A 22363-nucleotide genomic window follows, 5' to 3' on the forward strand; every position below is an offset into this window, starting at 1 on the left:
GTCTCAAGCTAATGCTAGTTAGCATTAAACTCAAATACTAGGAGTAAATAATCATATGAAGAAGAGCTTATCTGTTTTATTTTCTGCAACAATTGTTCTGTCGATGTTTTCTTCCGTCGCGTTAAGTAAAACTTCAGCCGACTTCACGGATCTGAAAGATCTGGATACAGCGACAAAAGCGAAATTCGACGCGATGATTAACGCCGGTATATTTAATGGCGTAAGCGATACAACATTTGGTCTTCATGATGAAATGAACCGTGCTCAGTTCGCGAAAGTAGCAGCATTGATCATGAATCTGGAAATTAATAAAAACTTAAATACATCAAGTTTCACTGACGTTAGTATGGGCGACAGAGCTAACGGCTATGCGCTCCCTTACATCGAAGCTTTGAAAGCTGCTGGCGTGACCGACGGTTATGGGGAAGGCATATATAACCCAGCGGGTAAAGTAACCAAAGAACAACTGGCTGCTTTCCTTGTTCGGGTACTGGGCAAAGATGCTGATGCCAAAGGCAAAACTTACACGGACAAAACCGTTTCTGACTGGGCACAAGGCTATGTAGCGCTTTCTCTTGAATTAAAACTGTTTCCAGCTGCTGAAGGTAGTTTCGGTGGTATATCCAACGCGACTCGCGATCTACTCTTGCTTGGCGCTTATGAGGTGAAGCAACACTTGATGCCAACCGGAGAACAAATGATTCACATTATGGACTTTGCATTCAGTAAAAAAGCCTTGACTGTGAAAGCTGGCACGAAAGTAACTATCATGAACGAAGAAGATGTTCCGCACACTATCGTTAGCGATGGACTATTCGACTCTCGTAAGGAAAACAGTGCTGGAATAAAAAAAGGCGAAAGCTATAGCTACACCTTTGATAAACCAGGTGTATACAAAGTCTACTGTTCCTTTCATCCTTTTATGACTACCACGGTAACTGTTAAGTGAGAGAGGAATCTATGAAAAAAACACTGAAAATTGCAGCAGCCGCTTTATTAGTCTCCGTCCTGATAGGAAGTTCATACCTCCGCTTACCGGTTCCAGTTGTGGCGGCCGGTCAGCTTGAGCCAAACTGGACGTTCGACGATGTTGTCGAACAGATGCATAGGGATTGGATCGGCGGAACAGTGAAAAAGGAAGAAATGACCGGACAAGTTCGAGAGTTTAACATGCACATTGAAGAGATCGAGCATGAATTGACCGATGGGGTTAAGATTAAAGCATGGGCATACGGTTTGGAAGGGCAGCCTGCCACTGTTCCAGGCCCTCAAATTCGCGTCAAAAAAGGTGATCTGGTCCGCATTGTGATCAAAAACAATTCGACACAGCCGCATTCTTTGCACCCTCACGGCATTACCAGCGTGGATATGCTGAATGACGGCGTTGCGCACATCACAGGGAACTACATTATGCCAAAGAAATCTTACACCTATGAGTTTGTAGCCAAAGAAGCAGGTACCCACTGGTATCACTGCCATGTGCAAACATCTCTGCACCAGGATATGGGGATGTATGGATCTTTGATCATTGAAGATACCGAGAAACCAAGTTGGGACAAAGAATTTACCATGATGCTAGACGAGTGGGACACCCACCGTGACCCGTCAAATGCAACTGCAAAACCAACTTACAATTACTACTCAGTTAACGGCAAATCGGGTAATTCCATTCCTGATATGATGATTAAAGAAGGTGAGATCGCCCGCGTTCGTTTGATCAACGCAGGCTTTGAATCCCATTCTGAGCATCTTCATGGAACGCACTTCGTCGTTATTGCGAAGGACGGTTACAAAGTGCCGCAGCCTTACAATATGGACACGGTAAATATCGCTCCTGGTGAAACCTACGATGTTCTCGTAAAAGGCCGGGACGGCGTATGGCCATGGCACGACCATAACTCCTTAGCCGCGACGGATGACGGCGTGTACCCAGGCGGCATGCTGATGCATATACGCGGTTCTGGCGATGACAAGTTCAACCCAGAAGCAAATCCGTCGTTAATGCCAGTTGAAGGCCACATTCATGCTTCTGACGATCATGTGCTGACAACAAATGGCGATCCTTTGTTCATCAAAGAGAAAATGACCTACAACAGTGAAGAATGGCTCAGTGCTTCCCCGGAACGAAGAGCAAAGATCCACGATCAAAACATGGAATGGGGTCAATCTATCGGTGGCGTGTACAACGCAGTTTCTGGCACGTGGTCATTCCCTAGCAATGGCAGTACAATCATTCAGCAGCCTAGCGAGTCTCCAAACGGAGCCCACCCGAACCATCAACATAAAATGTAATGGTAATAAGGGGCTCTGAACTCGGCAGTTACAAACTATATGACTCTAGGATCGACTGTTTAAATGAAACGATATTAAATAACATGTAAAAGGGAATGTGTAGAAAAAGCTGATAAAAAAGCTTGACAAAAAGGGCGTGGCTTGTAAATTTTTATTGTATTGAAAAAAATTCAAGCTCTGATCTTCTAGGAATTGGGAATAACAGGCAGCTAATTTGGCGCGCTGTAAAGGAAAAAAAAGTCATACATTGATCATGATATTTTAGAAACACCTGAATGAAAATCCAACAATTTTGCTTGAATCAAAAAAAGGAGTGGATCATTGTGCGTGCCATTTTAAATAAAATTAATGAGCTTTCAAGAAAAGAAAAAGAAATTGGATTAACTGACATTGAAAAAACAGAACAAGCAAATCTACGAAAAGAATATCTTCAAATATTTCGTGGTTCTATAGATAGTATGCTCTTGAATTCTACAATTGTTGATCCGAACGGTGATAATGTTACTCCAGAAAGATTAAAAAAAGAAAAGGTTAAAATAGCTACAAAATAAATGATTTTCACTATTTGAGGACTCCGAATAAAATTATTAAATGCTACGCTGCCTAAAGATGGCTCCTAAATTGGAAATTGGTCGGGAGTCATCTTTTTTATGTCCATTACAAAATATAGCTCAAGTGAGTACCTAACGGTTAAACCTACTTCCTTAAATATGATTCGTAAACCATTGGAACACCAAACTGGTGAGAGAAACGGTGAACCATACGAGAAGCCCGAATAGGATCGGCCGAACCCCCATTTTCATCATTTTACGAAAATCCGCGCTTAAACCGATTCCTGTTAATGCCATCACAATCATAAACTTAGCCAGATCACCTATATAATGCTTTATTTCATTACTGAACAAACCTAGAGTATTAAATATAGAGGCTACCATAAACCACAGTATGAACCACGGGAAGATCCGGGCCATGCTGTATGAAACGCTTTGGTCTTCGACGGCCTCCCTTTTCTTGCGCATTCCGAGCCATACTTCAATCGCGAAGTTTACGGAGCGCCTTGCTTCCGAGAAGCTTGCTCAATTGGGAGGTAGCTTGTGGTGCATAGTCCTAGTACATAATAACATAATTGAAATGAATTTATGGGATGGGGTAAACGTTGAAAACGGGATTAGATTTGTTTAAGCGGAAGCAGTATGAATCATCTTGCTAACAGTAAGATAGAATTTGAAATATAGCCTAAGTTATCGTGATCTAGTGGAGATGATGGAAGAACGAGGTCTTGGGATGGCTCTTACAATCATTATGCGATGGGTTCATGAGTTTGGGCAAGGAAATTGGAAGAAAGGTTAGGGAATTAAAAAATATATAACTTAATTTGCCTTCCAAGAGGTAATACAAATGTACAATGCACTCTTTTATCATTAAATTAATTGATGTTTTATCAATATGTAGGGAAAACTATAATAAAGAAGTTTAAGGAGGCATTTTCATGTCAAAACAAACAACTGGTATCCATCACATAACTGCATTTGCAGGTGATCCTCAAGCAAACGTCGATTTTTATGCCGGAATCCTCGGCCTTCGCCTGGTAAAGAAAACAATTAACTTTGATGCTCCTGATGTATATCACTTATATTTTGGTAATGAAGCAGGGAGTCCAGGCACGATCATTACGTTCTTCCCAACACCTGGAACACCAAAAGGCAAGATAGGAGGTGGCCAAGTCGGTATTACTACCTATATCGTACCTCATGGTTCGCTAGACTTCTGGGAGAAGCGTCTTATTAACTTTGGAATCTCAGTTAAGAAAGTGAGCCGTTTCAAAGAAGATTATATTCAATTCACAGACACCGAGGGAATGGGTCTTGAATTAGTTGAACGAAATGAGGGGAAAAACAGCAAGTGGGCATTTAATGGGGTTCCAGCAGACAAGGCGATTAAAGGTTTCGGAGGAGCTGTGCTATTCAGCACCAATGCAGAGAGCACTATGGATACGCTGCAAAACGTACTTGGTTTGACAAAAGTTGCAGAAGATGACAATTACGCGCGTTTTCAAGCAACAGGAGAGATAGCCAACATCATTGACGTTCTTCTAACCAACATGGATTGGGGTGTAGGGGGAGCTGGAATAGTTCATCATATTGCTTGGCGTGCAAACGATTTTGATGATCATGTAGAATGGCATAAAGAAGTAATGCGCAAGGGATATCGACCAACTCAAATTCTTGACCGTCAATACTTCAATGCCATTTATTTCCGTGAATACGGTGGAATTCTTTTCGAAATTGCTACAGATCCTCCAGGTTTTTCAAAAGATGAGCCTGCTGAATCATTAGGTGAGAAATTAATGCTGCCTGAGTGGTATGAGAAAAATCGTGCAAAAATTGAAGAGAACCTGATCCCTATTCAAGTAAGAGAACTGGTAGGGAAACAGTAATGAAACATATTTTTGAAAAAGGTACTAGAGTGGATGATCCGGTATTAGTTGGGTTTGTCCGAGACAACCTAGTGGCCATTGGTTATTCTAACGGAGCCAATATAGCAGGCAGCCTTCTATTCCATTATCAAAATGCATTTAGTGGCGCTATTCTTCATCATCCAATGGTTCCAAGAAGAGGCATTAAGCTACCGAATTTATCTGATATCCCTATCTTTATAGGTGCAGGTACTAATGATCCAATCTGCACTGCGCAAGAAACCGAAGAGCTACAAAAACTACTTCGTGAAGCTGGAGCAACAGTTGAAGTTCATTGGGAGCATTTTGGTCATCAATTAACAACTAGCGAAGTGGATGCAGCCTCGGTTTGGTTTAAGAAGAACCTGTTGTAATATGGATTGGTGCTCGCGATCTAAATGATATCTTTTGATGCTCGTGGAATGGAGCGTTGTTACATGTCTGCAAGTTTACAACATCGCCTTCAATGAGGCTTTATTAATATTGACTATCGAAAATACGTTGACTATAAAAAGTAAGTTTTATGATATTAATGCAATAGAATTTCCTTTTATTTTACCTATTAAACAGTAAATATCCTTTGGACGATCATTTTCCTCATTATCCATTGAAGAACTACATACTAAACATTTATATTTACTAGTTGTTCTTCTTTATCTGATACTGAATTTTTTCTAGGTGATGAATATTTAATCATTTTTTTTGAAATTATAGTAAAGGCGATAATTTAATTACATTTTTAGTTTGTTAATAAAAAAGATATCATCCCCATGACCTTCAAACCTCGTTTAGTATGGTAGTAGGGAAAGAATTTATTGAAACCTACCATAAAGCAAATCCAACAGATGAAGTAATTTATCTAGATTTGTACAAGACAAAAATGCCTCATATAGATGGTGACGTATTTAGTGGTTGGGGGAAACTTCGATCAGGAACTTCTTTTGAACAACTCTCCGATGCTGAAAAGTCAAAAGTTGGTCGCCTAAATGAGATTGTTGAGCAATATGTGGCGGCTGATAAGTATGTTTTTGTTTCCCCAATGTGGAATTTTTCTTTCCCACCGCTTCTCAAGGCTTACATTGATGCAATTTGCATTGCGGGTAAAACATATACCGAAAATGGACCAGTTGGTTTATTAACAGATAAAAAAGCCATTCATATTCAAGCAAGTGGTGGAGTGTACACGGAGGGTCCTGCTGCTGATTTCGAAAGTGGTCATAGTTACCTAAAGAAAATTATCCAATTTCATGGAGTTCCATCTTTTGAGGGAATATTTGTAGAAGGCATGGCATCCCTCATTCACTCTCATTCACCTACTCGATTTTATACTTCAATTATACAGAAAAAAGGTACAGATCCTCAATAATTTGAGGTTTTGTACCTTTTTACATTAAATAGGGACTTTTTCAGTGGCTTCGCGAATTTGGGGCTCATTTTTCCAATATTATGAAACATCACATTTTGTTTTTTTGTTGTTGGTGAATATAGTAACTGCGACATATGTATACTAGCGGCTGCTTGGTTGCAATACCATTTTTTCGGAAATGGATTACATCCAGATTTTCCTATTGCAGTGTCACCGAATAGCATACTTTTGTTTAATGCCCTTCTTTTCCTCCAAACATCTCATTTGCGTAAATGACACCAAGTCCATAAGCGCCGCCGTGATCTTTTGCTATAGTCAGAACATCATTGTAAGTTTTTTGATTAGCCCAATCACGCTGCATCTCAAGCAAATATTGCAACCACGTAATAGGTACAGCACCAGCCTGGATCATTCGTTGAATAGCCATTTCATGCGCCTCTTGACTTACGCCTCCACAAGCATCAGATATAAAGTATACTTTATATCCCGCGTCAATTGCTGAAAGAACTGGATCGACAACGCAAACTTCAGTCCAGAGGCCAGCAATTACAATTTTCTTTTTACCGAAGCTTTTTACTTTATCTACGACGCGCTGGTCTTCCCAAGCATTCATGGTTGTACGGTCGATCGGCGCTTGATCAGGAAAAACAGCTTTAATTTCCGGAAAGATAGGACCGCTAAAAGTTTTCGAAGCCACTGTAGTAAGTAACGTAGGCACACCGAACAATTTCGCGGATTTTGCAACTCCTGCTACATTATTTCGGATGGTTTCCAAACTATGCGATTTCGTTGCGAAAGCCATTTGTGGTTGATGGTCAACTAGCATGAGGGAATGATCGGTTGGACTTAACAAACGTGGTGAAGCATTAGTTGCAGTCGCTTGAATCTGTGCTCCTTCCGAAACCTTAGTAGCAAGCGAGTTAAATTCTGCTTGTGAAGACCCGACTGAATTTGCTCGAGAATTATCAGTGGCAGTTTGAGCAACATAATTGGGAGCGACTTGCCCATCATTCAATGCATTAACCTGAAAACCCTTTGTTTGAACATTTGTTTCATTCGGACCCTTAGTGGTACATCCTGTCAAAGCAGAGAATAACATTAGACCAGCAATTGAGTATAATCTTTTTTTCATTTAATAAACACCTCCATCATTAAGATGATTCAAGAGAGGTGGCGTTATCCGAAGGAAATTTTTCCATTACAATTTAAGTGAGGAGAAGTTATTTAATCCTGCATAAAATCCAGATCATCTAGTGGTTTCATACCGTAATCGTGTGGAGCAGGTTGAGCCTTGAAAGCTCAAGAAACACGTGTTGCCTGAGAAGGAGATCAGGATAAAGCCTAACCAGCAGTTCTGCACAGAGTCTTGCGTAGTGCATGGTAACGTGTACGACGAAGCGGAGACAGGAAGTGAGTAGGCCGGAATCAAGTGAAAAGGACAATTAACCCCGAAATACAAAAATATATCCTGTAATTCAATAACATCCCAGTTGTAAGTGTTCTGAAAAATTTGAAGTCCATGAAAATCTAAGAAACGAGAGAAAAACAGAGATATGCTTTTGTTCATAGAGGGAGGTATGTTCAACAAGTTCGATGCATATTTTCGAAATATTAAAAAAACAAAATAGCAAAAAAAATCATTGCTCTTTTCCCCTTCAATTTAACTGTTTATAATTCTCGAATTTCGGATAACCCTTATTCATTAGAATTTCCCGAATGTGAGGTAGTGAATATAGCTGTTCACGAAGGGTTTTAACCCTTATTAATACCGCTTTAGCTTCATCACCATAACACTCTGCATCCCCCTGCCAACAAAAGGGGATAAGGAAGGATCTCTTTATCTGATACTAGGATTTTTTCTAGGTGATGAATATTGAATCATTTTTTTTCAAATCATAGTAAAGGCGATAATTTAATTACATTTTTAGTTAGCTGATAAAAAAAATATAACAGAAGGGAAGTTTTCAGATAATGGCAACTATACTCTACATCACTGCACATCCGCACGACCATCAAACCTCGTTTAGTATGGCAGTAGGGAAAGAATTTATTGAAACCTACCATAAAGCAAATCCAACAGATGAAGTAATTTATCTAGATTTGTACAAGACCAATATGCCTCATATAGATGGTGACGTATTTAGTGGTTGGGGGAAACTTCGATCAGGAACTTCTTTTGAACAACTCTCCGATGCTGAAAAGTCAAAAGTTGGTCGCCTAAATGAGATCGTTGAGCAATATGTGGCGGCTGATAAGTATGTTTTTGTTTCCCCAATGTGGAATTTTTCTTTCCCACCGCTTCTCAAGGCTTACATTGATGCAATTTGCATTGCGGGTAAAACATTTAAATATACCGAAAATGGACCAGTTGGTTTATTAACAGATAAAAAAGCCATTCATATTCAAGCAAGTGGTGGAGTGTACACGGAGGGTCCTGCTGCTGATTTCGAAAGTGGTCATAGTTACCTAAAGAAAATTATGCAATTTCATGGAGTTCCATCTTTTGAGGGAATATTTGTAGAAGGCATGGCAGCTATGCCAGACAAAGCTCTATCGATTAAAGAAAAGGCGATCGCACAAGCGCAAGAGGTTGCAAAGCGTTTTTAATAAAACATCCAAAATCAAAAAGTAGCCCGCACAAGAAGATCAAGTTGTGGGCTTCTTTTTTGGGACACCTGAACAAAACACCCACTTTTGTGTACATGTTCGAAAAAGAAGGAAGGATCTTGCCGTGGCAAGTTCCTTCCTTCTTTAATTCATCTCGATTTCAATTTCATAGCAAACACTTATAATGTCGTCCATTAGAATCCACTCGAATCCTTCACTATGACTTATTTTTAAACTACTACTCATTGACTGGTCAATCTTTGTGATAATACCCGTTATTTCTTGGTCTTTGATGTTATTGAAATAGCTTATTGTGAGGAATCTTTGATCTCGCAGTGATTCAGCTATTACTTTTGCGATTGTTTCTGCCTCTCGGAAAGTTGTTTTCTTGTTCTCCATCAAGTTTCCACCCTCCATTGGTGTTCATTATATTAATTATTAGGGAGGAGCGTTTTTTGTTCCATAAATTAATTTAGCTCAAACAGGAGGAAATGAATATGGCGATTGTTACTGATGCAAAAGGAAATATATTATTGGAATTTAAGAAAGTGCAGGAGGAAGAACTTGATAGAATACAGTTAGCGCACCATTAACCCATTCATTAATTGTGATAAAGTACCAAGCTAAATACCTATTAATGCTCAACAAATGGAGAAAGAGTTGGGAACTACCTGGAGGTGTTATTGAATAAGGGGAAACTGCTAGGGAGTGTGTTATTAGAGAGCTCTTTGAAGAAACCAACCAATATGTAAATGATATTGAGTTTAAGGGATTGATGAAATTTGATCTTTAACCAAGTTTTCATGGTCCCAAGAGGATTGAGTATGGTGGTTTGTTTTATCAGTGAACTGGATATTATAGCTGATTTTATTGAGAATGATGAGGCAGAAACAATCATTTTATGGGATGGTTCATCGGATATAGGATATATTGAAGAAATTGATGAAAAATTAATCGAGCTTGTTTGACCGAAGGTCTGTTGTGTGGCAGCTCTTTGTTCTCCAAGCGGGAATTTATAGAGGGCATTTACGTTGCTTCGAGTACACAACCTCAAAAAATTCGACAACACAGGAGAAGATCTCGAGGATTTGATCTCGATCGGGACAATCGGATTGATTAAGGCGATTGAATCGTTCTCGCCGAACAAAGGGACGAAGCTGGCAACCTTCGCCGCTCGTTGTATCGAGAACGAGATCTTGATGCATCTGAGATCGCTGAAGAAAACACGGAAAGATGTGTCCTTGCATGATCCCATCGGAACGGACAAAGAGGGGAACGAGATTACATTGATCGATATCCTTGGCACGGAGGCCGACGATGTCGTGGATAAGGTGCAGCTCAAGATAGAGAAGAGCAAAATATTTCGGAACTTGGAAATCTTGGACGATCGCGAGAAGGAAGTCGTCGTTGGTCGGTTTGGGCTGGAGCTTGGCGGGGAAGAGCGGACGCAGCGGGAGATTGCTAAAGAGCTGGGGATTAGCCGCTCCTACGTGTCGCGAATTGAGAAAAGGGCACTCATGAAGCTGTATCATGAGTTTTATAAGGCAAAGAGGTAAGGTTACGAATCGGATGCTTCATTTATTTGGACCCTGTCCAAGTAATGGAGGTGAAGGTTATGACGTTAATCCATATCGAGAATGCCAGTAAATACTATGCTATGGGCGAGGAAACGATTAAAGCATTAGATGATGTCTCGTTAGATATTGATCATGGGGAGTTCGTAGCTATTATGGGGCCGTCGGGTTCCGGTAAATCAACGCTGATGAACATCATCGGGTGTTTGGATATTGTAGATAAAGGTGTTTATGACCTGGATGGTCAAGCAATTAACTTACTTAAAGATTCTCAGCTTGCTGAGATTCGTAATCAGAAGATTGGTTTTGTTTTTCAAAGCTTCAACTTGCTGCCGAGATTAAGTGCCTATGAGAATGTGGAGTTGCCTTTGATCTATCGGAGACTGAGCAAAAAGGAAAGAGAGCCTCTCGTTTTACATGCACTAGAGTCGGTGGACTTGCTGGATCGTAAGAAGCATTTTCCATCAGAGATATCTGGTGGACAGCAGCAACGTGTTGCTATAGCGCGATCGTTGGAGGAGACCCAGTGCCGCAATATTGTTCAAAAAACTCGTAGCAAAATCTCAGAAGAATTCTGGAATATGATTAATAAAGGTTCGGGCTGTATAAGGCATCAATTTATCTTTATGCATGTAAATCTTAACCTCACGAGTAGGTTTAGGATCAATTAATCGGATAATTTTTATATTTGGACAATTGTAGCTTTCAACAAGACGGAGGGACAACTCACAAAGGTTCGGAATTCATAGGAACTGCTTAAGAGCCCCCTTTCGCCTATATCAGCGTGAACAAAGGGCATATTGTTGTAGATGCCAACTATGTCAGCGATATGAATGGTACCGGCATCGTTCATACGGCACCGGCGTATGGGGCAGGACGACTACCGTACGAGCCGCCAGCACGAATTGGGTTTCGTGAGCGTAGTGAACTTGGCCGGACTTATACCGATTTCGCCGGACGATTTGTCAAAGATTCTGACGTCGATATCGTGAAAAACTTGTCCGAACGCAACCTGCTGTTCTCGAAGGAACGATATGAACACAGCTACCCATTCTGCTGGCGGTGTAAATCGCCTCTGCTCTACTATGCGATGGAAAGCTGGTTCATCAAAACGACCGCAGTCAAAGATCAGTTGATTGAGAATAACAAAACAATCGATTGGTACCCTTCCCATATACGCGAAGGACGTTTCGGCAAATTCCTAGAAGACCTTGTGGATTGGAATATTAGTCGGAATCGATACTGGGGTACTCCGCTGAACATCTGGATTTGCCCGGATTGCACATCCGAGTATGCGCCTGGAAGCCATAAAGATATGCGTGAAAAATCTGTGGAAGCAATCAGTGAGCACTTGGAGCTGCATAAACCTTATGTGGACAATGTTAAATTACACTGCTCTTGTGGAGGCACCATGGTAAGAACACCTGAAGTAATCGACGTGTGGTTCGATAGCGGTTCAATGCCGTTTGCCCAGTACCATCATCCGTTCGGTGATGAAAAGCTATTCCATGATCAGTATCCTGCTGATATGATCTGCGAAGGCATCGACCAAACGAGAGGCTGGTTCTTCAGCCTGATGGCGGTATCAACATTGTATACCGGAAAATCTCCATACAAAGCGGTAATTTCAAATGGACACGTGTTGGATGAAAACGGTCTAAAGATGTCCAAAAGCAAAGGGAATGTCATTGACCCATGGGAAATTATCGATGAATACGGAGCGGACGCGTTTCGCTGGGCCCTGCTCTCTGACAGCGCACCGTGGTACAGCAAGAGGTTTTCGAAGCAGATTGTAGCCGAGGCAAAGTCTAAAGTGTGATACGATCAATATAATCCCGAAGACTATCCACAGCAAACTTCTAAGAACGAATTAGACTGTTGGGTGCTATCGAGATTAAATACCACCTTGCAAAACGTAGTGAAGGGGCTTGAGGTTTACGACTTTTTGAACCCGGCAAAGCATATAGAAACGTTCGTCGACGAGCTTAGCAATTGGTATATTCGTCGCTCACGTGACCGTTTCTGGGGCAGCCAAATGACAGAAGACAAGGTATTTGCGTACCAAACACTGCGCAAAGTTTTGTTAACACTGGCTCAGATGATTGCACCATATATCCCTCTCATTGCCGAAGATATTTTCAGCAACCTTGGCGGCGAAGGCAGCGTCCATCTAACTGATTATCCGTTGGTAATGGGACACGTTATTGATGGGGAGCTGGAAAGTGACATGGAAACCGTACGACAAATTGTCGAGCTGGCACGCAGCGTCCGGAATGAAATGGGGATCAAGACTCGCCAGCCTTTATCCGAACTGATCGTCTCGATAGACCGCGAATTTAATCTGAACCCATTCGAGGATATCATAAAAGATGAAATCAACGTTAAAGCAATCCGAGTGGAACAAAGCGATAGCAGCTTCGTTAACTACAATTTAAGACTGAACTTGAAAGTTGCCGGCAAAAAATACGGAAAATTCGTCGGCCCCGTTCAAAACTATTTAAAACAGCTATCTGGCTGGAAACTTATTTTTCATGTTTCGTCAATCTTGTAGACAGCTTTCCGAAGTTTCTTGGCGCGGTCCATACTTGGACAAGCTTTGAAAAATCTTTATAAAATTTAAAGGAAAAGTATTGCAAATTTTAGTTAAAGAATATAAAATAAGCTTATAAACGATAATCGATTATTTATTATTCATCTTGTGGAGGTTAATACATTGCAAAAATCAGTTCAAAATCCACTGCTCAAAAGGCAGGTTCTACGCGAGGATATTAAAAATTATTTAACGGATTTAATCATAAGTGGACAATTTAAAACTGGCGAACGTCTTGTGGAGACGCAAATTGCCAAAGATTTAGGTGTCAGCCAAGCTCCTGTGCGTGAGGCAATTCGGGATCTTGAGCAGTTAGGCTTATTGGAAACCATCCCTTACCGTGGCACGTTTATCCGCAGCTTCACTCTAGAGGATTTAAAGCACGCCTATCTGGTACGTGCTGAGCTAGAATCATTTGGGATTCGTGGAGCAATCAAACGGTTGACTGACAATGATTTGGAAGCATTGGAAGACCTGTATCGTAAGATGCTAGCCTCGGAAGAAGCGGGAGATATCAGAGCGAGAAGTTTATTAGATAATGAATTTCATTCCTTCATTATCGAGTCCTCCGGTAACGCTATCCTCGTAAAAGCGTGGAAAGCAGCGAGTGTAGCGGAATGGACGTATTTTGGTGGACGTGTTTTAAAATCTTTGAGCGGACGGGAGATCGTTGAACGGCACCTTCCGATTTTGGAAGCGCTTCAGAAAAGAAGTGAGGAAGAGGCTTCGGCGGTCATGCATGCCCATTTTACCGAGTTAATTGAGATTTTGGAAATATAAATGAACAAGAAGTCAGGTCATACCCTAAAGGTTATTGAGAGGGGGGATGTTATATGTAGGCCGAAAACGAAAATAAGAAATGGGACAAAAAAAGTTTATTATTTAAACACATATAAAAGGAGGATTTTCAATGACATATGGAACTATGGCAGTCGATCACGAAATGAGAATTAATTACGATAAACTTCGCAAAGACAGATTGCAAAAAACAAGGGATCAAATGGAAAAAGATGGTCTTGGAGCTTTACTAGTTTATGATCCGGACAATATTCGTTATATCACAAGTACCAAACTGGGTGAATGGTCCAATAATAAGTTAGGACGATATGCTTTATTACCAAAGGGGAAAGATCCGATTTTGTTTGAAATCGGCAGTGCTGTTCCTTCGAGAAAAGCGCTATGCCCTTGGTTAAAAGATATTCGTCCAGCTAAAACGGATATGAGAGGTACGATGCCGCCTGAGCTTGGTACTATTGAATATAGCATAAATGAAATCGCTTCCATTTTAAAAGAATATGGCTTGGAAAAAGAGCCTATTGGCGTAGATGTCTTGACTGTGCCAATCGTTCAAGCTCTTCAAAAAAATGGTTTGGTTTTAGTAGACGGTCAGCAAACGATGTTGAATGCTCAAACCATTAAAACGAAAGAAGAAATCCAGTGTCTCGAAATTTCCGCGGCAATGGTTGATGGTGCTTACTGGGATGTTTTCAACATGATTAAGCCGGGAATTCGTGAAAACGAAGTTTATGCCATGATGAGAAAGCGTTTATATGAGCTCGGAGCAGAAAATGTTCACAACGTTAATGTCATCAGTGGTGATCGTGCTAATCCGCATCCGCACGATTTCTCCGATCGAATCATTCGTCCGGGCGACATGGTCTTCTTGGATGTTGTGAATGATTTTAACGGCTACAAAACGTGCTACTATCGCACATTCGTATGCGGTCGTCCAACCGAAAGACAAAAACGTGTTTATAAGAAAGCATACGATTGGTTATACGATGCAATCAAAATGATTAAACCAGGCGTCCGCACAGATGAAATCGCCAAACTTTGGCCGGATTATAAACAACTGGGTTATGATAATGAATACGAAACATTGGCATTATTTATCGGTCATGGCGTAGGTGTTTCTCACTGGGCAAAACCTATAATTAGCCATCAAAATTCAATTGATATGCCTGAAGTGCTTCAAGAAGGTATGCACATTGCTCTTGAAACCTATTATGGTGAAGAAGGCGATGCTGCTCGTATTGAAGAGCAGGTTGTTATTACCAAGGATGGCTGTAAAGTAATTACTACCTTCCCTGCCAATGAACTGCTATCAACTTGGAATTACTAGTTTAAGAGGGAGGGATGGATATGAAAAAAACGTATAGAATCGCAGTGATTCCAGGTGATGGAATAGGTCCGGAAGTTATCACTGAAGGTGTAAAGGTCTTGAATAAAGCAGCCGAACTGGACGGGAGTTTTCAGTTTGATTTTACCTATTTTCCATGGGGTTGCGAGTATTATCTGGGGCATGGGAAAATGATGGATGACGACGGTCTGGAGCAACTAAAAGCTTTTGACGCGATTTATTTAGGGGCGGTTGGTTATCCGGGAGTTCCAGACCACATTTCTCTTTGGGGACTGCTTCTTAAAATAAGAAAAGGTTTTGATCAATATGTCAATTTACGACCTATTAAATTGCTTGACGGTGTGCGGTGCCCCCTGAATAATATCCTATCGGAGCAAGTAGATATGTTAGTTATCCGTGAAAATAGCGAAGGGGAGTACGCGGGAGCCGGTGAATGGTTAATGAAAGATTCCCCGCAAGAGGTCGTCCTACAGACCGGTGTTTTCTCTCGGAAAGGTACGGAAAGAATCATTCGTTATGCTTATGAACTAGCACGCAAGCATGGAAAAACGTTAACCAGCATTAGTAAAGGCAATGCCTTGAATTATTCAATGGTATTTTGGGATCAGGTGTTTGATGAAGTGGGCAAGGAATATCCCGATGTAAAAACCAGTTCCTACCTCGTTGATGCGGCTAGTATGTATTTCATTAAAGATCCAAAGAGATTTGAAGTTGTTGTAGCTTCTAATTTATTCGGCGATATTTTAACCGATTTGGGAGCGGCTATCGCAGGGGGACTTGGTCTGGCTGCAGGCGCTAACATTAATCCTGAGCGGAAATATCCTTCGATGTTCGAGCCGATCCATGGATCAGCTCCGCGCCATGCAGGGAAGCAAACGGCCAATCCACTCGCTTCGGTCTGGTCCGCAAGCCAAATGCTAGATTTTCTCGGTCATTCGGATTGGGGCAATAAATTAATTAAGACCATGGAAGAACTGATTGTTCGTGGTGCGGTTCTCACACAGGACATGGGAGGAACGGCTACTACGACAGAAGTTGGAGATGAAATCGTAGCCTTATTAGATCATTCTTTTGCCATAAAATAATCGATTATTGATTATTCCTCAACAAGGAGGTTCTACTCATGCTGCCAGGGACAACGAAACAAAAACTTCTAGCTTACGAAAAAGAATTGCTGCTGGATATTTTATACAAGATGTATACCGTACGTATTTTCGAAGAAAAGGTCGAACAATTGTTTATGCGGGGCAAAATCCACGGGACAATGCACTTATGCATTGGACAGGAGGGAACCGCTGTAGGCGCATGTGCGATGTTGGAGCCTGCTGATAAAATTACCAGCACGCATCGGGGACATGGACATTGTATTGCCAAAGGAACCGATATCAACCGGATGATGGCAGAAATATTAGGTAAGTCAACGGGGTATTGCAAAGGGAAAGGAGGTTCCATGCATATCGCTGACTTGGAGACTGGCAATTTAGGGGCGAATGGGATTGTTGCCGGAGGACATTCCTTAGCTGTAGGAGCGGCTCTTACTTCTCAGATGAGGGATCTGGGCTATGTGGTCCTTTGCTTCTTTGGAGATGGAGCAACCAACGAAGGGAATTTTCACGAGTCTTTGAATCTAGCGTCTATTTGGAAACTACCAGTTATCTTTTTCTGCGAAAATAACGGATACGCGATGTCCGGTCCAATCAAGGAGATGGTCAACATCGAGAATCTTGCCGATCGTGCTGTATCTTACGGCATCCCTGGCGTAGTTGTGGACGGTTCCAATGTAATAGAAATTATGGATGTCACCAATGAAGCAGTGAAGAGGGCCCGTACTGGGTTTGGTCCTACTTTGATCGAAGCAAAGACGTATCGTTGGAAAGGGCATTCCAAAAGCGATGCACGGAAATATAGAGCCCGGGAAGAAGAACTTGAATGGATCAACCAGAGAGACCCTATTTTACTATTCAAGAAGCAGTTGATTGAGGAAGGTTTGTTAACTGATGAACAGGATCTAACCATGCGGGATAGTGTGCTAGCTGAAGTAGATGCAGCCGTTTATTTCGCGGAAAGCAGCCCGCCACCCGATATCGATACGCTTAAAGAAGATGTATACGCTTAACCTAACCTTATTGGAAAGCGAAGGGAATTTGGATGAGACTAGCGACATATCAAGAAGCAATTAGGGAAGCTATGAGCCAGGAAATGCGCACGAATGAACTTGTTTTTATTTTGGGAGAGGACATCGGTGTATATGGCGGAGCCTTCGGTGTAACGAACGGAATGATTGAAGAATTTGGAAGCGAGCGTGTTCGTGTCACTCCGATTTCGGAATCTGCCATTACAGGCTGTGCCATTGGTGCTGCAATGACTGGTATGCGTCCAATCTTGGAAATTCAATTCTCTGATTTTATTACAATTGCTACAGATCAGATTGTCAACCAAGCTGCGAAGCTGCGCTATATGTTTGGTGGAAAAGGAAATGTGCCCATAGTTGTTAGAACCCCTGGGGGTTCCGGAGCTGGATTAGCTGCTCAGCACTCACAGAGCCTAGAGGCATGGATGACCCATATCCCCGGTTTAAAGGTTATTCAACCGTCAACCCCATACGATGCTAAAGGCTTGTTGAAAGCGGCTATGGATGATGATAACCCTGTCATATTTTATGAACATAAACTGTTGTATGGGATGAAAGGTGATGTTCCGGAAGAGCCTTACACAATTCCACTAGGTAAAGCTGATATCAAACGGGAAGGAACGGACGTTACGATTATCGCCACTTCCATTATGGTGCACAAAGCGTTGGAGGCGGCGAAGCAGTTGGAGCTGGAAGGAATTAGTGTAGAGGTTGTGGATCCGCGAACTTTAGTGCCTTTGGATGAAGAAACCATTATTGAATCTGTGAAAAAGACCGGGCGTGCCGTTGTCGTACACGAAGCGGTAAAAAGAGGAGGTTATGGTGCCGAGATTGTCAGCATGATTCAGGAAAGTGAAGCCTTCGATTATCTAGATGCGCCTATTCAGCGCGTTGCTGGCCTTCCGATTCCTATACCTTACAATGTTGAGCTTGAAAAACTTGCTGTGCCTCAAGTAGGGGATATTATCCAAGCTGTAAAATCCACTTTATTGAGAGTGTAAGAAGGAAGTGAATAACGTGGCTACAGAAGTCCTGATGCCTAAATTAGGCGCAACTATGGAAAATGGCAAGATTTTGATGTGGCACAAAAAAGAAGGTGATTCGATAATCAGTGGAGAAATACTTCTCGAAGTTATGACAGATAAAGTGAATATTGAAGTGGAAGCGGAAGTGTCCGGCATTTTACTGAAAACCCTATATAAGCAGGATGAGGATGTTCCTGTCATGCAAGTTATTGCATACATCGGGAACGAAGGCGAGGCGATTCCGGGACCTGCAGCACAATCGGTTATGGAAGCCAGAGAACAGGTCCCATCTGCTGTAGGAAAATTACGCAGGACGCCAGCGGCAAGGAAATTGGCCAGTGACCGAAACGTGGATCTACGGCAAGTTACAGGTTCTGGACCACTAGGCCGGATTCATCGATCTGATGTGGAAAATTTTGTCGCCCGCAAGGCGGATAAGATCGTAGTTACTCCATTGGCGAGAAAAATGGCAGAAGACCAGCAGCTGGTAGTAGATGATATCAAAGGATTTGGCATCCGTGGCAAGATTACGAGCCAAGATGTGCAGTCTCACCTGCAGCAGAAATTGCCGGAATTATCGGAGTCCATTGAAATGAAACCTATCGAAGGATTGGCAGAGAGGGTCCGTGTTGAGGGCATTCGTAAGGTCGTTGGCCGAAGAATGGTTGAAAGCGCTTTCGTTGCGCCGCACGTTACACTCGTTTCTGAGGCGGATATGTCGCAAGTGATGAAGCTTCGGGAACAACTGCTTCCTTCCATTGAAAAACGGACAGGATTCAGGCTTTCTTATACGGAGATGATCATGAAGGCAGTCGCCCATGCGCTGCGCAACCATCCTATGGTTAATGCCTCCTTGCAGGGTGACTATATCATGCTGAACCGAGATGTCCATATTGGACTCGCAGTTGCTGTTCCGAATGGTTTGCTGGTACCAGTCATACGCGATGTGGATAAAAAAGGGCTGGCTGCTTTGACGGAAGAGTCCAAAACATTAGGGAAACTTGCTCGTGAACAAAAGCTGGGTCTAGATCAGATGACGGGCGGAACGTTTACAATTAGTAATTTAGGCATGTATGCCGTAGACTCCTTCACACCTATTATTAACCAGCCTGAATCGGCGATTTTAGGTGCGGGACGAATTCATGATAAAGCGGTAGGGGTTGGCGGTTCTATAGAATTGCGTCCGATGATGACCCTTAGTCTGTCCTTTGACCATCGGGTAATCGATGGTGCACCGGCGGCAGCGTTTCTTACCGAAATTAAGGGGATTTTGGAAAACCCCTTAGAATTGCTACTTTAAGGGGATGAAAAGCATGAAGCAATTTGATATAGCTGTCCTTGGAGGCGGACCTGGAGGTTATGTTGCGGCCATTCGTGCTGCAAAGGCAGGTGCATCTGTAGCCTTAATTGAAGCCGATGAACTTGGTGGCACTTGTTTGAACAGGGGCTGCATCCCCTCAAAGACGCTGCTTCGTCATTCTGAAATCATTGAACATATCAAAAAGGCGAAGGATTGGGGCATCGAGACAGGCAGCCTGACGTTTTCTTTGAACAAAATGTTAGCGAGAAAAACACAAATCATCCAAAAGCTCCGCAATGGTATTTCCTATTTGTTGAAAGAAAATCATATTCAGCTTTTTCGAGGCATGGGCAGCGTAGATCCGAACTTATCCATTCTCATACAATCAGGAGAACATCAAGAGCGGATTCAAGCCGATAAAGTCATTTTAGCGACAGGGTCCAGAACGTTTCTTCCGAATATACCTGGAACAGATCAAATCTTTATTCATACAACGGATACCATATTTGACATTGCGGAAATCCCCAAATCACTGGCTATTATTGGCGGTGGAGTGATCGGTGTGGAGTTGGCTTGTATCTTTGCTAATCTGCAAACGGAAGTTACCATTATTGAAATGGCCGATCGAATTATATCCAGTGAGGATCCAGATGCATCGGCAGCTCTTCACAAATCATTGAAACAGAAAAGTGTTCGACTGCTGACAAGTCATCAAGTGGAATCCTTTGGGCCTAATCAAGGGAAAAAAGAAATCACCATTCGTACGCCGGAAGGAAAGATTGAAAAACACCTCTTTGATGAAGTGCTTATGGCTGCTGGAAGAAAACCCAACATGAGCGGGATCACGGATTTGGGGTTAAAGCTGAATGGCCCATTCTTATCTGTAAATGAATGTATGGAGACGAATATTCCTAATGTTTACGCGGTAGGCGATGTCATTGGGGGCTTTCAGCTGGCACATGTTGCCAGTGCGGAAGGATTGGTTGCTGCCTCCAATGCCATTTTAAATGCTGGGGAAGCTGTCAATTATCAGGTCGTTCCTCGCTGCATCTACACATTTCCCGAAATAGCAAGTGTCGGGCTCAGTGAAAGTGAAGCGGAGAGATTAGGCTACTCCGTACAAAAAACGATCTACCCGCTAAATCACTCGGGGAAAGCGATGGCTTCAGGTGAATCGGAAGGTTTCATGAAGATAATTGCCGACAAAACTTACGGTCAGCTCCTAGGCGTCGTCATTGTAGGCGCTCACGCGACGGAAATGATTTCAGAAGCATCTGCTTTTATTTATTTGGAGGGCACAGTTGATGAACTAGCCAAGATGATTCATCCTCATCCTACCCTCTCGGAGGGACTGTTTGAGGGAGCCAATGCTCACTTGGGTATCGGGATTCATATGTAAGGTCGCGTTTCGAAATTTTCAACTGTTACTGAATGGAGGAATTGAACTTGGACCAGCTTATCTATATCAATGGACAGTGGACAGGGGCAAGCTTAGATAAAATCCCAGTCCAAAACCCGGCTACAAGTCAAATCATAGGGACGGTTCCTAAAGCTGGGAAAAAGGAGACGCGTGACGCAATCGATGCTGCTCATTCAGCCTTTGCTTCCTGGTCCCGTTTGACAGCCTATGAACGCTCAGACTACTTAGAGAAATACTATCATCTAATTATTGACAATATGAATGAAATTGCCAGTATTTTGACGTTGGAAATGGGAAAACCGCTGGCGGAAGCGAAGGGAGAAGTCCGGTATTCCGCTTCTTTCATTAAATGGTTTGCTGAAGAAGGCAAGCGCGTTTACGGCAGAACGATTCCCTCTCATGTTGATGGCAAAGAAATGCTTGTATTGAAAGCACCCGTTGGCGTAGTTGCTGCAATCACCCCATGGAATTTCCCAGCAGCTATGATTACGCGGAAAATGGGTCCTGCGCTTGCAGCTGGATGCACAATTGTTTTGAAACCGGCTAAGCAAACACCGCTTACTGCGATTATGCTGGTCAAGTTGGCGGAACAGGCAGGGATTCCGAAGGGGGTTGTCAATCTCGTAACCGGAAATGCTGCTGAAATTGGCGGGGAATTTTTAAGCAATCCCAAAGTTCGTAAAGTCACATTTACCGGCTCTACTGAGATTGGGAAGGAATTGATGATCCAAGCGGCACAGCATGTAAAAAATCTTTCTTTGGAGCTCGGTGGCCACGCCCCGATTCTGATCCTCGATGATGCGAATGTTGATAAAGCGGTTAAGTGTGTAATCGCTTCCAAATTCCGTAACGGCGGTCAAACTTGTATTTGCGGAAACCGTGTCTATGTGCAGGATGGCATTTATAATCAATTTCTTGAGAAATTGGTCCATGAAACGCAGCAGCTTAAGGTTGGAAACGGCATGGACGATGGGGTAGATATTGGCCCGCTTATCGATAAGAATGGCTTCCTGAAGGTCGAAGAGCACGTACATAATGCAACAAGTTTAGGTGCTAAATGCTGGGTTGGCGGGAGCAGGAAAGAAGTACAAGAAGATGCTTATTATTATACGCCTACCGTCTTGTCTGATGTGACCCAGGAAATGCTGATCATGAATGAAGAAACTTTCGGTCCCGTTCTTCCAATCCAAAAAGTTTCAACTGTCGAAGAGGCCATAGCATATGCAAATCTAACTCCGTACGGCTTAGCTGCCTATGTTTTTACCGAGAGTCATAGTCTGGGTATGAATGTCATTCATCAGTTGGATTTTGGAATTATCGGTTGGAATGATGGACTTCCTTCGGCAGCGCAAGCACCTTTTGGCGGGATGAAGGAGAGTGGTTTAGGACGTGAAGGCGGGATCGAAGGCTTGGAAGCATTTTTAGAGACCAAGTATGTTTCAATTGGTTTGTAAATAGTGAGC

The 22363-nt window shown here is 42.4% G+C and carries 20 protein-coding genes and 3 pseudogenes; 20 read left to right on the plus strand and 3 right to left on the minus strand.

Features of this window, described 5'->3' with window-relative positions; all coding sequences use genetic code 11:
• The first annotated feature begins 55 nt into the window (after positions 1-55).
• The 3 genes from QFZ77_RS15380 (at position 56) to QFZ77_RS15390 (ending at position 2843) form a co-directional block, all read left to right on the plus strand.
• Positions 56-949 carry an S-layer homology domain-containing protein gene (locus QFZ77_RS15380; protein ID WP_307440866.1) on the plus strand — a complete coding sequence of 298 codons (894 nt, stop codon included), beginning with the start codon at positions 56-58 and terminating at the stop codon, positions 947-949.
• An 11-nt stretch (positions 950-960) separates the two neighbouring features.
• The gene (locus tag QFZ77_RS15385) at positions 961-2292 is read left to right on the plus strand and encodes a multicopper oxidase family protein (RefSeq protein ID WP_307440867.1); all 1332 of its coding nucleotides are present in this window, start codon (positions 961-963) and stop codon (positions 2290-2292) included.
• Between the two features lie 275 nt (positions 2293-2567).
• Positions 2568-2843: a DUF896 domain-containing protein gene (locus QFZ77_RS15390; protein WP_373462605.1), complete on the plus strand. Its 276-nt coding sequence runs from the start codon at positions 2568-2570 to the stop codon at positions 2841-2843.
• A 153-nt stretch (positions 2844-2996) separates the two neighbouring features.
• Here QFZ77_RS15390 and QFZ77_RS15395 read toward each other — a convergent pair whose 3' ends face one another.
• Positions 2997-3311: a putative sulfate exporter family transporter gene (locus tag QFZ77_RS15395; RefSeq protein ID WP_307440870.1), complete on the minus strand. Its 315-nt coding sequence runs from the start codon at positions 3309-3311 to the stop codon at positions 2997-2999.
• A 178-nt stretch (positions 3312-3489) separates the two neighbouring features.
• Here QFZ77_RS15395 and QFZ77_RS15400 point away from each other — a divergent pair.
• The 4 genes and pseudogenes from QFZ77_RS15400 to QFZ77_RS15415 form a co-directional block, all read left to right on the plus strand.
• Positions 3490-3618, plus strand: a pseudogene (locus tag QFZ77_RS15400) (IS6 family transposase); the annotation flags it as partial.
• Positions 3619-3781: 163 nt separating this feature from the next.
• The gene (locus tag QFZ77_RS15405) at positions 3782-4729 is read left to right on the plus strand and encodes a ring-cleaving dioxygenase (protein WP_307440871.1); all 948 of its coding nucleotides are present in this window, start codon (positions 3782-3784) and stop codon (positions 4727-4729) included.
• Entirely contained in the window at positions 4729-5121 is a 393-nt protein-coding gene (locus QFZ77_RS15410; RefSeq protein ID WP_373462606.1) for an alpha/beta hydrolase, read from the plus strand. Before QFZ77_RS15405 ends, QFZ77_RS15410 begins: the two co-directional genes overlap by 1 nt.
• A gap of 389 nt (positions 5122-5510) precedes the next feature.
• Positions 5511-6113 (plus strand): annotated as a pseudogene (locus QFZ77_RS15415) (NAD(P)H-dependent oxidoreductase); the annotation flags it as partial.
• 232 nt (positions 6114-6345) lie between these two features.
• Here QFZ77_RS15415 and QFZ77_RS15420 read toward each other — a convergent pair.
• Entirely contained in the window at positions 6346-6939 is a 594-nt protein-coding gene (locus tag QFZ77_RS15420; RefSeq protein WP_307449541.1) for a hydrolase, read from the minus strand.
• Between the two features lie 1145 nt (positions 6940-8084).
• Here QFZ77_RS15420 and QFZ77_RS15425 point away from each other — a divergent pair.
• Positions 8085-8720: an FMN-dependent NADH-azoreductase gene (locus tag QFZ77_RS15425; RefSeq protein WP_307440872.1), complete on the plus strand. Its 636-nt coding sequence runs from the start codon at positions 8085-8087 to the stop codon at positions 8718-8720.
• 144 nt (positions 8721-8864) lie between these two features.
• On the opposite strand, the gene QFZ77_RS15430 is transcribed toward QFZ77_RS15425, so the two are convergent.
• Positions 8865-9119, minus strand: coding sequence for a YolD-like family protein (locus QFZ77_RS15430; RefSeq protein ID WP_307449544.1), 255 nt, complete (start codon positions 9117-9119; stop codon positions 8865-8867).
• A gap of 425 nt (positions 9120-9544) precedes the next feature.
• Here QFZ77_RS15430 and QFZ77_RS15435 point away from each other — a divergent pair, with 425 nt between their 5' ends.
• The 12 genes and pseudogenes from QFZ77_RS15435 (at position 9545) to QFZ77_RS15495 (ending at position 22354) form a co-directional block, all read left to right on the plus strand.
• Positions 9545-9688 (plus strand): hypothetical protein, encoded by a 144-nt coding sequence (locus tag QFZ77_RS15435; protein ID WP_307440873.1) that lies wholly within the window; start codon positions 9545-9547, stop codon positions 9686-9688.
• 63 nt (positions 9689-9751) lie between these two features.
• Complete coding sequence (gene sigK / locus QFZ77_RS15440) at positions 9752-10276, plus strand: RNA polymerase sporulation sigma factor SigK (RefSeq protein ID WP_307440874.1); 525 nt, start codon at positions 9752-9754, stop codon at positions 10274-10276.
• Between the two features lie 59 nt (positions 10277-10335).
• Complete coding sequence (locus QFZ77_RS15445) at positions 10336-10965, plus strand: ABC transporter ATP-binding protein (protein WP_307440875.1); 630 nt, start codon at positions 10336-10338, stop codon at positions 10963-10965.
• A 50-nt stretch (positions 10966-11015) separates the two neighbouring features.
• Positions 11016-12806, plus strand: a pseudogene (locus QFZ77_RS37820) (class I tRNA ligase family protein); the annotation flags it as partial.
• 201 nt (positions 12807-13007) lie between these two features.
• A complete protein-coding gene (locus QFZ77_RS15460; RefSeq protein WP_307440878.1) occupies positions 13008-13664 on the plus strand; it encodes a GntR family transcriptional regulator in 657 nt (218 codons plus the stop codon).
• A 130-nt stretch (positions 13665-13794) separates the two neighbouring features.
• The gene (locus QFZ77_RS15465) at positions 13795-15006 is read left to right on the plus strand and encodes a M24 family metallopeptidase (RefSeq protein ID WP_307440879.1); all 1212 of its coding nucleotides are present in this window, start codon (positions 13795-13797) and stop codon (positions 15004-15006) included.
• Positions 15007-15026: 20 nt separating this feature from the next.
• Positions 15027-16109, plus strand: a complete 1083-nt coding sequence (locus QFZ77_RS15470; RefSeq protein WP_307440880.1) for a tartrate dehydrogenase — start codon at positions 15027-15029, stop codon at positions 16107-16109.
• Positions 16110-16147: 38 nt separating this feature from the next.
• The gene (locus QFZ77_RS15475; RefSeq protein ID WP_307440881.1) at positions 16148-17140 is read left to right on the plus strand and encodes a thiamine pyrophosphate-dependent dehydrogenase E1 component subunit alpha; all 993 of its coding nucleotides are present in this window, start codon (positions 16148-16150) and stop codon (positions 17138-17140) included.
• Between the two features lie 32 nt (positions 17141-17172).
• Complete coding sequence (locus tag QFZ77_RS15480) at positions 17173-18156, plus strand: alpha-ketoacid dehydrogenase subunit beta (protein ID WP_307440882.1); 984 nt, start codon at positions 17173-17175, stop codon at positions 18154-18156.
• Between the two features lie 16 nt (positions 18157-18172).
• The gene (locus QFZ77_RS15485; protein WP_307440883.1) at positions 18173-19480 is read left to right on the plus strand and encodes a 2-oxo acid dehydrogenase subunit E2; all 1308 of its coding nucleotides are present in this window, start codon (positions 18173-18175) and stop codon (positions 19478-19480) included.
• Positions 19481-19493: 13 nt separating this feature from the next.
• Positions 19494-20879 carry a dihydrolipoyl dehydrogenase gene (gene lpdA / locus QFZ77_RS15490; RefSeq protein WP_307440884.1) on the plus strand — a complete coding sequence of 462 codons (1386 nt, stop codon included), beginning with the start codon at positions 19494-19496 and terminating at the stop codon, positions 20877-20879.
• Positions 20880-20926: 47 nt separating this feature from the next.
• The gene (locus tag QFZ77_RS15495) at positions 20927-22354 is read left to right on the plus strand and encodes an NAD-dependent succinate-semialdehyde dehydrogenase (RefSeq protein WP_307440885.1); all 1428 of its coding nucleotides are present in this window, start codon (positions 20927-20929) and stop codon (positions 22352-22354) included.
• Positions 22355-22363: the final 9 nt, after the last annotated feature.

This window comes from Paenibacillus sp. V4I3 (assembly GCF_030817215.1).
GTDB lineage: Bacteria > Bacillota > Bacilli > Paenibacillales > NBRC-103111 > Paenibacillus_E.

Excerpts from the sequence above, each read along its gene's own strand:
- QFZ77_RS15390 (WP_373462605.1), top strand. The coding sequence starts at position 2,568 with ATGAAAATCCAACAATTTTGCTTGAATCAAAAAAAGGAGTGGATCATT.
- QFZ77_RS15435 (WP_307440873.1), top strand. The coding sequence starts at position 9,545 with ATGGTGGTTTGTTTTATCAGTGAACTGGATATTATAGCTGATTTTATT.
- QFZ77_RS15420 (WP_307449541.1), bottom strand. The coding sequence starts at position 6,939 with ATGCTAGTTGACCATCAACCACAAATGGCTTTCGCAACGAAATCGCAT.
- QFZ77_RS15385 (WP_307440867.1), top strand. The coding sequence starts at position 961 with ATGAAAAAAACACTGAAAATTGCAGCAGCCGCTTTATTAGTCTCCGTC.
- QFZ77_RS15395 (WP_307440870.1), bottom strand. The coding sequence starts at position 3,311 with ATGCGCAAGAAAAGGGAGGCCGTCGAAGACCAAAGCGTTTCATACAGC.
- lpdA (WP_307440884.1), top strand. The coding sequence starts at position 19,494 with ATGAAGCAATTTGATATAGCTGTCCTTGGAGGCGGACCTGGAGGTTAT.
- QFZ77_RS15480 (WP_307440882.1), top strand. The coding sequence starts at position 17,173 with ATGAGACTAGCGACATATCAAGAAGCAATTAGGGAAGCTATGAGCCAG.
- QFZ77_RS15380 (WP_307440866.1), top strand. The coding sequence starts at position 56 with ATGAAGAAGAGCTTATCTGTTTTATTTTCTGCAACAATTGTTCTGTCG.
- QFZ77_RS15410 (WP_373462606.1), top strand. The coding sequence starts at position 4,729 with ATGAAACATATTTTTGAAAAAGGTACTAGAGTGGATGATCCGGTATTA.
- QFZ77_RS15425 (WP_307440872.1), top strand. The coding sequence starts at position 8,085 with ATGGCAACTATACTCTACATCACTGCACATCCGCACGACCATCAAACC.
- QFZ77_RS15470 (WP_307440880.1), top strand. The coding sequence starts at position 15,027 with ATGAAAAAAACGTATAGAATCGCAGTGATTCCAGGTGATGGAATAGGT.
- QFZ77_RS15475 (WP_307440881.1), top strand. The coding sequence starts at position 16,148 with ATGCTGCCAGGGACAACGAAACAAAAACTTCTAGCTTACGAAAAAGAA.
- QFZ77_RS15465 (WP_307440879.1), top strand. The coding sequence starts at position 13,795 with ATGACATATGGAACTATGGCAGTCGATCACGAAATGAGAATTAATTAC.
- QFZ77_RS15405 (WP_307440871.1), top strand. The coding sequence starts at position 3,782 with ATGTCAAAACAAACAACTGGTATCCATCACATAACTGCATTTGCAGGT.
- QFZ77_RS15445 (WP_307440875.1), top strand. The coding sequence starts at position 10,336 with ATGACGTTAATCCATATCGAGAATGCCAGTAAATACTATGCTATGGGC.
- QFZ77_RS15430 (WP_307449544.1), bottom strand. The coding sequence starts at position 9,119 with ATGGAGAACAAGAAAACAACTTTCCGAGAGGCAGAAACAATCGCAAAA.